Raw genomic sequence first — 12,102 nt, 5'->3', positions numbered from 1 at the left:
CTTCAGATACGAAAAAGGGTATTTTATGGTAAGATGAAGAAAATTTGTCGTAGGGACACCAGGCTTTGGTGGGAGGTTTCTAATGGATAGAATTAAGGAAGTTGATGTATTAATTGAAAAGGCCATACTCGTTGGCGTAAATTTACGAAACGATGGGCATTTTGACTATTCTATGGAAGAGTTACAAAATTTAGCTGAGGCTTTGCATGTAGAAGTGGTAGGGATTGTCACGCAAAATTTGGAACGTGTCACACCTTCCCATTATGTAGGTACAGGTAAAATAGAAGAAATCAAAAATTTTTATGAAGAAGCACAAGCAAATCTTGTTATTTTTAATGATGAATTGTCTCCTTCGCAAATCCGTAATTTAGAGCGTGATTTAGCAACGAAGGTCATTGATCGAACAATGCTTATTTTAGATATTTTTGGAAGACGCGCAAAAACACGTGAAGCACAAATGCAGGTGGAGTTAGCACAGCTTCAATACATGCTACCTCGCTTAGTAGGTTTGCATGCCTCTTTAAGTCGTCAGGGTGGAGGTACTGGAGGTGGCTTTAAAAACCGAGGTGCTGGTGAAACAAAGCTGGAACTGGATCGACGAAAGATTGAAGATCAAATTGCTAAAATTAAAAAGGATCTTGAGCACGTTAAGGAGCAACGAGAAACGCAGCGTAAACAGCGTCGTAAAAATGCACTTCCAGTTGTATCGATTGTCGGCTATACAAATGCAGGTAAATCAACAATTATGAATCAACTGCTCACACAAATAGGACAAGAAGAGCACAAGCAAGTCTTTGAGAAGGATATGCTTTTTGCTACCCTTGAAACTTCTGTTCGTCAGATTGAACTACCTGATAAGAAGACATTTTTACTAACAGACACAGTAGGTTTCGTTAGTAAATTACCTCACCATTTAGTGAAGGCATTTCGCTCTACTTTGGAAGAGGCACGAGATGCTGACCTTTTACTTCATGTGGTGGATGTTTCAAATGCTGAGCATGGATTTATGATGAATGTGACAAATGAAACGCTTAAAGCAGTTGGTGTTGAGGACATTCCAACAATCTATGTATACAATAAGGCAGATATAGCGGATGTTCCTTATCCTGTAGTAAGTGGAGATAATATTTGGATTTCAGCAAAGCAGGGGATTGGTTTAGAGGAATTAGTACAGTTAATTCGTCAACACATCTTCTCGCATTATGTAAAGTGTGACATGTTAATACCTTATGACCAAGGGAACGTTGTTTCTTATTTAAATGAACAAGCCTCTGTTTTTAATACTGCCTATGAAGAAGGCGGGACATTATTGTCTCTTGAAGTAAAAGCAGCAGACTATGCAAAGTATCAACACTATGTTGTTAATTAAAAAAATGGATTTCCCAAAGCATGCCAAAATATTTTTGGCATGCTTTTTATGATTAGAGGGAATAGTAGAATCTAGAACAAAGTGAAAGGCGTACCGTAGGTTGTAGATAAAATAGTATAAATTTGTAAACAAAGTAATAAATCTGAATTTTAAATATTTTAGAATAATTCAATGAGTATGTATTAATTTTTTGGAAAGAAAGTGTGAGAAAACTTAGATATATCAAAGGATTTAATATTTTCGCTAATAATCAATCAGAATTTATAGAAAAATGACAAATTTTCAACATTTTTTAAAACTCTTGCTAAAGTTTATAAAACGCTTTAGTATGATGAAACAAAGTTTTTTTATCCTTATTTTAGGGTAATGATATTTTTAGAGAATAATTTTTAATTGGGAGAGGGTATTGTATGTCTAGTAAAGATGAAGTTGTAAAATCTGTCCCTCAAAATGGCTTTGTTGGACACCCTAAAGGGCTCTTTACTTTGTTTTTCACAGAATTTTGGGAACGTTTCTCGTACTATGGTATGCGAGCAATTCTCATCTTCTTTATGTATTATGAATTACATGAGGGAGGCTTAGGTCTAGACCGCGGAACAGCAAACTCTATTATGGCCATCTATGGCTCACTTGTTTATATGTCTGGTATTATAGGTGGATGGATTGCCGACCGAGTTTTAGGAACACGAAGAACCATTTTTTATGGTGGCGTGTTAATTATGATTGGTCACTTACTGCTAGCATTGCCTGGTGGTGTAAGCATGTTATTTGCTTCAATGGCATTTATCGTCATGGGTACTGGTTTATTAAAACCAAACGTTTCAAGTATTGTTGGGGACATTTATGCTGAAACAGATAGCCGCCGTGATGCAGGTTTTTCTATTTTCTATATGGGTATTAATATGGGAGCATTCATTGCACCATTTATTGTCGGAACAATTGGACAAAAGTATAGCTTCCACCTTGGCTTTGGTTTAGCTGGTCTGGGTATGCTAATTGGTTTAATTGTCTATAAATTAACAGAGAAAAAATATTTAGGCTTAGCGGGCTTACAAGTAAATAACCCATTAAAGCCTGAAGAACGTAAAAAAGTCTTTTTACAATTTGGAATTGCAGCTTTACTTATTATCATTTTAGGTGCTATTGGTATTAAAACAGGTACATTAACAATGAATGTATTCAGTTTTATCATTACGGCCCTAGGTGTATTAATTCCAACTGCATTCTTTATTTATATGTATCGCAGTAAAAAAACAACGAAGGATGAAAAGTCTCGTCTACTTGCTTATATTCCTTTATTTTTATCAGCGGTCATGTTCTGGGCTATCCAAGAACAAGGGGCAACAATTTTAGCGACATATGCAGATGAGCGTACACAGCTAAGTATTGGTGGTATTCAGCTTCAATCTTCATGGTTCCAGTCATTGAACCCATTATTTGTTATCACGATGGCACCATTATTTGCGATGCTATGGCTTAAATGGGGAGACAAGCAACCAACAACACCACGTAAGTTCTCATACGCATTGTTCTTTGCAGGTTTATCATTCTTAGTGATGATGATTCCAGCACACCTATCTGGTGGAGAAACATTAGTGAGTCCTTTATGGTTAGTATTGTCATTCTTCTTAGTGGTTGTTGGGGAGTTACTATTATCACCAGTTGGTCTATCTGCTACAACGAAATTGGCACCACAGGCCTTCGCAGCACAAACGATGTCTTTATGGTTTTTAACAAGTGCGGCAGCACAAGCAATTAATGCGCAATTAGTTAAGGTCTATGAAGTTGTAAGCGAATTCACATACTTTGGCTTCTTAGGTACCTTATCTATTGTAGTCGGAATTATTATATTAGTACTTTCACCGATTATTTCGAAAGCGATGAAAGGTATTAATTAAATGAAAGATGCAAGTACAGTTTTATTAATAGCTGTACTTGCATCTTTTTTTGCTATCTAAATAAAAGTCTATCTAAGAAGTTGAGAGCGAAATATATTATCGTAAGTAGTTATTTTGCTGAATGTGGGTATAAGTTTCTATGTAGATAATTATCATTTTCGTTATAATAATTTTAATAATATGAAAATTTAAGGGGTTGGAAGCCATGAAAGAAGAGTTAGATCATTTGAGGCCAAGATTAATGGAGATTTTTACGTATTTACATGCGAATCCAGAAATCAGCTGGCATGAAGTAGAAACAACCAATTATATAGTGGAGCTATTAACGCAGGAAGGCTTTTCTCCTATCCGATTTAAAAACTCCACAGGGTTATATGTGGATGTAGGCAACGGAGATCCGAAAGTAGGATTAAGAACAGATATAGATGCTTTATGGCAAGAAGTTGATGGCCATTTCCGTGCCAATCATTCATGTGGACATGACGGACATATGACGATGGCCATTGGTACGCTATTACTTTTAAAAGAACTACAGCAATCATTTAATGGTACAATCCGTGTTATTTTCCAACCTGCTGAAGAAAAAGGAACGGGGGCGTTATCCGTTTTAGAAGAAGGCGTTATTGATGACTTAGATTATTTATTTGGTGTCCATGTAAGACCAGTTCATGAGCTAGAGGACGGCACTTATTGTGCAGCCTTATACCACGGTGCCTCTCGCTTACTTGAAGGTGAAATTATTGGGGAGGATGCTCATGCTGCAAGGCCACACCTTGGCACTAATGCGATTGAAGTAGGTGCAACAATTATCGAAGATTTGCGAACCATTCATACAGATCCAATGGTTCCTGTATCTGTAAAGATGACGAAATTCCATGCTGGGGGAGATTCAGGCAATATTATTCCAGGTAATGCATCGTTCACGATTGATATACGTGCACAGCAAAACAAGGTAATGGATGATTTAGCACAAGGAGTAAAGCGTGTAATAGATTCCTCTAAATTGTTGCATAAGGTACAGATTGAATTACGTACGGTTGCCAATATCGTAGCTGCTGAAGTTGATACAAGTGCACAATATTTGATGGAGCAGGCAATTATACAGGCTACTGGGTTATCAAATTTAAGAAAGCCAGTTCATACACCTGGTGGAGAGGATTTTCACCATTATGCTGTGAAACGGCCACATTTAAAAACGACCATGCTAGGCTTGGGTTGTGGATTAACTCCCGGGTTGCATCATCCGAAAATGAAATTTAAACAAGCAAGACTTGTCACAGGAGTTGAGATTCTTACAAGAGCAGTTTTATTAGCTTTGGAATCAGGGCATAAAAAGGAGGCGTCAGCGTAATGTTAGAGCAAGTGCGAATTCATAAGGTAATGACACCGAAAGAAATTGCAGAGATCCAAAAATTGAATGCTGAAATATGGGGCAGCCAAGCAATACCCTCCCATCAATTATTAGCTGCTGTACAAAATGGGGGAATCGTATTAGGAGCGTATTTAGACGAAAAGCTAATTGGCTTTAATTATTGCTTTGTTGGTTATCAAGATAGAGAAATGTACTTGCATTCGCACATGATTGGTGTAGAAAAAGCATATCGTGAACAAGGTGTGGCTGAATTATTGAAGCATGCCCAACAAGAATATGCAAAAGAGCATGGCTTTCAACTTGTCCGCTGGTTAATTGAACCGTTAGAAGCACGTTTAGCTAATTTAGCATTTCTAAAATTGAACGCCACTAGCTATCAATATGAAAATGATTACTATGGTCCGCTCCGAGACGATTTTAATGAAGGGCTCCCATCAGATAGGCTAGTTGTTGAATGGTGGATTGAGCGTGATCAAATGGCAGATAGCCTTGATGAATTAGAAGAGCTAGCGCAGGAAATTGTACCTTGGACATTAACCGTCGACGGATTGCCAGTTCTAGATGTAGAAAATACATTTCAGTTGGAACAATCCTTTTACAAGGACGCCTATCTCTTACCGATCCCTCAATCTCTACAGAAGATGAAAGTGGAAAGTCCAAAGCTTGCAGAGGACTGGCGTTATAAAATTCGTACAATCTTAACGACATTATTTAATCAAGATTATGCTGTTGTACGCATGAAGAAACATCCAGAATATGTTCATAGCTATCTGTTAGTCAGACGCTCCTTATTAGCCTTATAATAATGCTAGGGAGTGAATATTGTGAGATTAGAAAAGATTACATTAAGGCACTTGAAAATGCCTATGAAAGCACCATTTACAACGAGCTTTGGCACAGTTGATGAAAAGGAATTATTATTAATAGAAGCAAAAGATGAATCAGGGATTACTGGATGGGGAGAAACGGTTGCTTTTGTAGCACCTTGGTATACAGAAGAGACATTAAAGACAACATGGCATATGCTGCAAGATTTTTTGATACCCATCTTGTTACATAAAGAGATAGGGCATCCAGGTGAGGTGACCTCATTATTTGCGCCTATTCGTCGAAACTGCATGGCGAAAGCTTCAATTGAAGGTGCTGTATGGGATATCTACGCCCAACAAACGAAGCAATCACTTGCACAGGCATTAGGCGGTCAAAAACAACGTATTGAAGTGGGAGTCAGCGTGGGAATTCAACCCTCTATCACTCAGTTAATAGCGTTAATAAAAGGTCATATTGAAAAAGGCTATAAAAGAGTGAAAATAAAAATAAAGCCTGGAGAGGATGTCGAGGTAGTACGAGCACTTCGCGCGGAACTGCCAAATTTACCTTTGATGGTAGATGCGAACTCTGCTTATACATTAGATGATATAGAAATACTACAGCAGCTTGATGACTTTGATTTATTAATGATTGAACAACCACTAGCTACTGATGATATTGTCGATCATGCAGCATTGCAGAAAAAGTTAAAAACGCCTATTTGTTTAGATGAAAGCATCACATCCTATGAGGATGCCAGACGAGCAATTGAACTTGGAAGCTGTGGTGTCATAAACATCAAGATTGGACGAGTAGGTGGTTTAACGGAAGCGAAACGAATCCATGACCTGTGTAAAGCGAACGATATTCCAGTTTGGTGTGGTGGTATGTTAGAGGCAGGAATTGGACGAGCACATAATATTGCCTTAACATCTCTTAGTCACTTTATTTTACCCGGCGATACAGCAGGATCTAGTCATTATTGGTATGAGGACGTAATTGATCCTGAAGTAAAAGTCAAAGATGGCTATATTGAGGTACCCCAGTCAGTCGGTATTGGTTATACGCCTAATATGGCTGTTATTGATAAATTAACGATTAGTAAAGAAATCTATCAATAAAGCATTACTTAGTCAATCATCTGGTATAAAGGAAAAACGAGGAGAGAACTGATTGAAAAAAAGCTTGCAAATCGGTGGTGCCTATGTAGGGATTATCGTTGGAGCAGGATTTGCATCGGGGCAGGAAATTGTCCTCTATTTTACAAGCTATGGCTTTAAAGGAATATATGGTGCACTGTTAGCTATGGTTGGTTTCTCGATTGTTGGAATGTGCATTGCTCAAGTGAGCTCAAGACTTCGCACAGCCTCCCATAAGGATTTGATTTATCAAATTTCAGGGAATACTATTGGCTTTGTATTGGATTTAGTCCTATCCCTCTTTTTATTTGGTGTAGCCGTAATTATGTTTGCTGGTGCTGGTGCAACATTTCAACAAATGTTTGGATTTCCTATCTGGCTAGGGAGTATTTGCATGATCTTGCTTACAATAGCTACAGTTATGATGGATGTGAAAAGTATCATTAATATCATCGCGCTAGCCACTCCCTATCTACTAACCATTGTGTCCATCATCGCTATCTATGCTATAGCTACGATGGACCTTACCTTTGTAGAGCAGGCTGTTATTGCTCAACAGGCTCAAATAAGTGAGAAAAGCTGGTGGGTGACGGCTTTACTATATATGTCATTCAATGTAGGGGTTAGTTTTTCTTTATTAACGGTGATGTGTGGATCTATACGTAATCATAGGGTAGCTGGAATGGGTGGTATAATTGGTGGAATTTTGTTAGGGGCTTTAATTTTACTTGTGAATTTCTCTCTTCTAGCAAAAATGAATATTATTGTTGGACTAGACATTCCGATGTTAGCATTAGCTAATGAAATTCATCCAATTGTTGGGCTATTAATGACTATTTCTCTTTTGGGAATGATTTATAATACGGCGGTAGGGATGCTATATTCCTTCATGGTTAGGTTTTTCGAACCCAATAGAGCAAGCTTTAGGGTTGCAGTCATATTTATAGGTGGTCTCGGATTTCTAGCAAGTCTTGTGGGATTCACAACACTAGTAGCTAAACTGTATGCGGTTATGGGCTATGTAGGTTTAGTATTAATCATATTCATTATTTCAGCATGGTTAAGAGGCATTAAGAAAATTATTTAATAAAAAATGGTAATTGAGAGATAGATTTTATTCTCAATTACCTTTTTATTTGGATAAAAAAATTGTAGAAATAGTGAATTATTTCTGTTGAAAAGATGAACGATTATGCTGATATTTCGTTAATTAGGCATATTTTTTAGTTAATCCTCAATAAAGCGAGAATAATTCTCATTTGTAGGTTGACTGAGAATAAAATCATGATTATAATGGAAATCGTGAGTAATGATAATCATTTTCACTAAAAAGTGAGTTACACACAAAAATGAAATCTACCGGGGATTACTATGAAAATAAGATATCTTTTAACAGCAACTGTTGTGCTGTCTATTGTGTCGCTATTTATCGGAGTAGTAGATATTAAGCCTAGCGACCTATTAGACTTCCAATCAGAAGAAGCTAGACTATTTTTAATTAGTCGTGTACCTAGACTTGTTGCAATCTTGCTAGCAGGTGCAGGTATGAGTATTGCTGGTTTAATTATGCAAAGCTTAAGTAGGAATAAATTCGTATCACCAACAACAGCTGGTACATTAGATGCCACACGGTTGGGCGTATTGATTTCAATGATGTTTTTTACGAACGTCACGTATTTCCAAAAAATTTCCTTCGCTTTCATATTTGCTTTAGCCGGCACATTACTATTCATGCAAATATTAAACCGAATTAAGTTTAAAGATGCGATTTTTATACCGCTTATTGGCTTAATGTTTGGGAATATTTTGTCCTCTGTGACAACGTTCTTTGCATACAAGGCAAATATTATCCAGAACATTTCTGCATGGTTACAAGGAGATTTCTCATTAATCATGAAAGGCCGTTATGAACTGTTATACGTAAGTGTACCGATACTCATTTTAGCTTACATTTACGCAAATCGTTTTACAGTAGCTGGGATGGGAGAGGATTTTGCAAAAAACCTTGGTCTATCCTATAAATTTGTGGTCAATTTAGGCTTAGTGTTGGTAGCTCTTATCTCCACGACAGTGGTGTTAACAGTCGGTATCATTCCCTTCCTTGGTTTGATTATTCCGAACATTATTTCACTGTTCAAAGGTGATAATTTGGCGAAAACCTTGCCGCATACAGCCTTACTTGGTATGTCATTCTTATTATTCTGCGATATTTTAGGACGAGTACTGATTTTCCCTTATGAAATACCAATTAGTATGACTGTTGGTGTAATTGGAAGTGCCATCTTCCTATTCATGTTGTTTAGGGGGAGAGCATATGCGTAATCGTACAAAAATGTTCATTTTACTAGGTCTTGCTGTTATAGCAATTGTTCTATATTTGTTTTGGGAATTAAATGGTAATTATCATTATGCTTTTCCACGTCGTGTCATAAAAGTAGTAGCAATGGCATTAACAGGTATAGCTATTGCCTATTCCACAGTAGTTTTCCAAACAATTACACATAATCGTATTTTAACGCCAAGTGTCATGGGTTTAGATGCTTTGTATATGTTAATTCAAACATGCATCTACTTTTTCTTTGGCTCTACATCCATATTAGTTATTAATATCTACTATAATTTTACGCTTGCGATTGGGGCGATGATTCTATTCGCTTTAATTTTTTACCGAGTATTGTTTAAAGAAGGAAAGCGCCCGATTTATTTTTTACTGCTTGTTGGCATGATTGTCGGTACGTTTTTAGGAAGTATTACTACGTTCTTTCAAGTATTAATAGATCCGAATGAGTTTTTAGGCTTACAAAGTAAAATGTTTGCAAGTTTCAATAATGTTAATTCAGATTTAGTTTGGCTGGCAGGCGTTATCATTTTAATAACGTTTTTCTATGGTGCTCGTCATATGAATCAATTAGACGTTATGTCCTTGGGACGAGATACAGCTATAAATTTAGGTGTACCTTACGATAAGTTGGTACAACGTATGTTAATTTTAGCTTCGATCTTGATAGCCGTTTCGACGGCGCTCGTTGGTCCGATCACATTCTTTGGTTTAATCGTTGCAAATTTATCGTATCAGTATTTCAGAACATACAAGCATTCGATCTTAATTACTGGCTCTTGTGTAATGAGTATTGTTGCTTTAGTCGGTGGACAATGGATGGTTGAACGTTTATTTAGTTTCACTACTACACTTAGTGTCATTATTAATTTTGTGGGTGGGGTCTACTTCATCTACTTATTATTAAGAGAAAGTAGGTCAGCAGGATGATACAAGTCAAAGAAATTACGAAGTTTTTTGGAAAAAAACCTGTCGTTCAAGATGTAAGTGTTGATATTGTTTCCGGAAAAATCACATCGTTTATTGGACCGAATGGTGCAGGGAAGTCCACGCTACTTTCAATGGTGAGTCGTTTACTGAATGCAGATACTGGCGAAGTACTACTCGATAAGGCAGATGTACGGAGCTGGAAATCAGATGATTTCGCTAAACGCGTATCGATTTTAAAGCAATCTAACTTTATGAATGTTCGTCTAACGATCCGTGAGCTTGTATCCTTTGGCCGTTTCCCTTACTCAAAAGGGCACTTAAAGCCTGAAGATGAAGAAAAAGTTGACGAAGCTATTCGTTATATGAATTTAGAAGATATGCAACAAAATTATTTAGATGAACTTTCAGGTGGTCAACGTCAGCGTGCTTTTATCGCAATGGTTATTGCACAGGACACTGAATATATCTTACTGGACGAACCATTGAATAATTTAGATATGAAGCATTCTGTACAGATTATGAAGATTTTACGTAAGCTGGTTGATGAGCTAGGCAAAACGGTGGTTATCGTTTTACACGATATTAATTTTGCTTCCGTTTACTCTGACTATATTGTTGCATTAAAAGATGGTCGTGTTGTTAAAAACGGTCCTACAAATGACATTATTAACTCACATGCATTGAAGGAAATCTATGATATGGATATCCCTGTTCAAGAACAGGATGGCTGTCGAATTTGTGTTTATTTTAATTCGTAAAAATAGTTCCAGATGGATAAACCATCTAACTATCAAATAAATTAATTAAAGGAGAAATTTCACAATGAAAAAATGGAAGTTACTTACGGTATTAATGGCAATGATGTTATTAGTATTGGCTGCTTGCGGTTCGAAAGACGAAGCAAAAGAAGAAGATAAAGGTACTTCAACTGACAAACCAGCTGAGGAACAAAATGAAGAATCATCACTTTACCCACTAACAATCCCAGGTAGCACAGTTGAAGGTCGCGATGGTAATAGTACTACATTTGAAGAAATAACACTTGATAAAATGCCGGAAAAAGTTGTCGTTTTTGATAATGGTTTCCTAGATACTTTAGATGCTTTAGGCGTTAATCCTACTGCAGTAGTACAAGATTCATTACCAGCATACTTAAGCAAGTTTAAAGATAGCACTTATGTAAATGCAGGTACATTATTCGAGCCTGATTATGAAAAATTGTCTGAAATTAACCCAGATATTATTTTCATCTCTGGTCGTGCGTCAGCAGCTTATGCTGAATTATCTAAAATTGCTCCTACAGTATACATTGGTGTAGATAATAATAACTTCTTAGAGTCATTCAAAGCTAATACAGAATTAGCAGGTAAAATCTTTGGTAAAGAAAAAGAAGCTGCAGATGCAATGGCTGCCTATGAAGCAAAAGTAGAAGAAGTAAAAGCAAAAGCTACTGCAACAGAAGAAAAAGCATTAATCGTTTTAGGTAGTGAAGGTTCATTATCAGTATTTGGTCCTGGTTCACGTTTCGGTGTGATTCATGATGTGTATGGTGTAAAAGCTGTAGCTGAAGCTAGTGGCTTCAAAATCGAGTCACATGGTGATAATGCAAGCTTTGAATTCGTACGTGAGAAAAACCCAGATATCTTATTTGTTGTTGACCGTGACGCTGTTGTAAATGAAAACGGTGAATCAGGTACAAAAGCTGCAATTGAAAACGAAATCGTAAGTGCAACAAACGCTGTGAAAAACGGTAAAGTATTCTACCTAGATCCAGAAGTTTGGTACCTTTCAGGTGGCGGTTTACAATCAGAAACACAAAAAGCTGAAGATGTGTTAAAGGCGTTTAACTAATATGTTTGTACAAATTAAACGTATTGTTGTGACGGAAGGGAATTCGGATAAGGTTGTTGAACGTTTTGGTGCTAAATCAAACGGTCCTTCATTACTTGAACAACAGCCTGGTTACATTGATAAGCAGGTACTTGTAAAGAAAGTTCGCCGTGGAGATGAAGAAGTGCTAGTGATGGTTCGTTGGGAATCAGAAGAAGCATGGAAAAATTGGGAGAAGAGTCCTGAGCATATTGCCGGCCATAAGGCAAGCGCAGGGAAACCAAAGCCTGATCACATCATTGAAAGCGGACAAGAAGTTTATTATGTAAAAGGTTAATCATCTAAAGGTGTCTCAAGAGATTGAGGCACCTTTTTAGTGTTGAAAAACAAAATAGTCAATTGAAAGGTAGAAATGA

The 12,102-nt window shown here is 37.0% G+C and carries 11 protein-coding genes; all 11 read left to right on the top strand.

Annotated elements, in window-relative coordinates; translation table 11 throughout:
- The first annotated feature begins 82 nt into the window (after window positions 1-82).
- Window positions 83-1,369, top strand: coding sequence for a GTPase HflX (gene hflX, locus ACEVFT_RS18220; RefSeq protein WP_393950946.1), 1,287 nt, complete (start codon window positions 83-85; stop codon window positions 1,367-1,369).
- Window positions 1,370-1,779: 410 nt separating this feature from the next.
- The gene (locus ACEVFT_RS18215; RefSeq protein WP_205445945.1) at window positions 1,780-3,267 is read left to right on the top strand and encodes a peptide MFS transporter; all 1,488 of its coding nucleotides are present in this window, start codon (window positions 1,780-1,782) and stop codon (window positions 3,265-3,267) included.
- Between the two features lie 205 nt (window positions 3,268-3,472).
- Window positions 3,473-4,618: a M20 peptidase aminoacylase family protein gene (locus ACEVFT_RS18210; protein WP_205445944.1), complete on the top strand. Its 1,146-nt coding sequence runs from the start codon at window positions 3,473-3,475 to the stop codon at window positions 4,616-4,618.
- Window positions 4,618-5,442, top strand: coding sequence for a GNAT family N-acetyltransferase (locus ACEVFT_RS18205; RefSeq protein ID WP_205445943.1), 825 nt, complete (start codon window positions 4,618-4,620; stop codon window positions 5,440-5,442). Before ACEVFT_RS18210 ends, ACEVFT_RS18205 begins: the two co-directional genes overlap by 1 nt.
- A 21-nt stretch (window positions 5,443-5,463) precedes the next feature.
- The gene (gene menC / locus ACEVFT_RS18200; protein WP_393950945.1) at window positions 5,464-6,570 is read left to right on the top strand and encodes an o-succinylbenzoate synthase; all 1,107 of its coding nucleotides are present in this window, start codon (window positions 5,464-5,466) and stop codon (window positions 6,568-6,570) included.
- 52 nt (window positions 6,571-6,622) lie between these two features.
- Window positions 6,623-7,675, top strand: a complete 1,053-nt coding sequence (locus tag ACEVFT_RS18195) for a YkvI family membrane protein (RefSeq protein ID WP_342441835.1) — start codon at window positions 6,623-6,625, stop codon at window positions 7,673-7,675.
- Between the two features lie 284 nt (window positions 7,676-7,959).
- A complete protein-coding gene (locus ACEVFT_RS18190) occupies window positions 7,960-8,910 on the top strand; it encodes an ABC transporter permease (RefSeq protein WP_004231947.1) in 951 nt (316 codons plus the stop codon).
- On the top strand, window positions 8,903-9,856 hold the full coding sequence (locus ACEVFT_RS18185) for an iron chelate uptake ABC transporter family permease subunit (protein ID WP_205445940.1): 954 nt from the start codon (window positions 8,903-8,905) through the stop codon (window positions 9,854-9,856). Before ACEVFT_RS18190 ends, ACEVFT_RS18185 begins: the two co-directional genes overlap by 8 nt.
- Window positions 9,853-10,614: an iron ABC transporter ATP-binding protein gene (locus ACEVFT_RS18180; protein WP_205445939.1), complete on the top strand. Its 762-nt coding sequence runs from the start codon at window positions 9,853-9,855 to the stop codon at window positions 10,612-10,614. Before ACEVFT_RS18185 ends, ACEVFT_RS18180 begins: the two co-directional genes overlap by 4 nt.
- Window positions 10,615-10,678: 64 nt before the next feature.
- The gene (locus tag ACEVFT_RS18175) at window positions 10,679-11,707 is read left to right on the top strand and encodes a siderophore ABC transporter substrate-binding protein (protein WP_205445938.1); all 1,029 of its coding nucleotides are present in this window, start codon (window positions 10,679-10,681) and stop codon (window positions 11,705-11,707) included.
- A 1-nt stretch (window position 11,708) separates the two neighbouring features.
- Window positions 11,709-12,023: an antibiotic biosynthesis monooxygenase family protein gene (locus ACEVFT_RS18170; protein WP_205445937.1), complete on the top strand. Its 315-nt coding sequence runs from the start codon at window positions 11,709-11,711 to the stop codon at window positions 12,021-12,023.
- Window positions 12,024-12,102 lie beyond the last annotated feature (79 nt).

Origin of the sequence: Lysinibacillus sp. PWR01, from assembly GCF_043359455.1 — a bacterium.
In the GTDB taxonomy this organism is placed as follows: Bacteria; Bacillota; Bacilli; order Bacillales_A; family Planococcaceae; genus Lysinibacillus; species Lysinibacillus fusiformis_F.
Note: the sequence above shows the minus strand (reverse complement) of the source record. Positions and strands in the feature narration are given on the sequence as shown.

Excerpts from the sequence above, each read along its gene's own strand:
- hflX (WP_393950946.1), top strand. The coding sequence starts at position 83 with ATGGATAGAATTAAGGAAGTTGATGTATTAATTGAAAAGGCCATACTC.
- ACEVFT_RS18190 (WP_004231947.1), top strand. The coding sequence starts at position 7,960 with ATGAAAATAAGATATCTTTTAACAGCAACTGTTGTGCTGTCTATTGTG.
- ACEVFT_RS18175 (WP_205445938.1), top strand. The coding sequence starts at position 10,679 with ATGAAAAAATGGAAGTTACTTACGGTATTAATGGCAATGATGTTATTA.
- ACEVFT_RS18185 (WP_205445940.1), top strand. The coding sequence starts at position 8,903 with ATGCGTAATCGTACAAAAATGTTCATTTTACTAGGTCTTGCTGTTATA.
- ACEVFT_RS18210 (WP_205445944.1), top strand. The coding sequence starts at position 3,473 with ATGAAAGAAGAGTTAGATCATTTGAGGCCAAGATTAATGGAGATTTTT.
- ACEVFT_RS18180 (WP_205445939.1), top strand. The coding sequence starts at position 9,853 with ATGATACAAGTCAAAGAAATTACGAAGTTTTTTGGAAAAAAACCTGTC.
- ACEVFT_RS18205 (WP_205445943.1), top strand. The coding sequence starts at position 4,618 with ATGTTAGAGCAAGTGCGAATTCATAAGGTAATGACACCGAAAGAAATT.
- ACEVFT_RS18170 (WP_205445937.1), top strand. The coding sequence starts at position 11,709 with ATGTTTGTACAAATTAAACGTATTGTTGTGACGGAAGGGAATTCGGAT.
- ACEVFT_RS18215 (WP_205445945.1), top strand. The coding sequence starts at position 1,780 with ATGTCTAGTAAAGATGAAGTTGTAAAATCTGTCCCTCAAAATGGCTTT.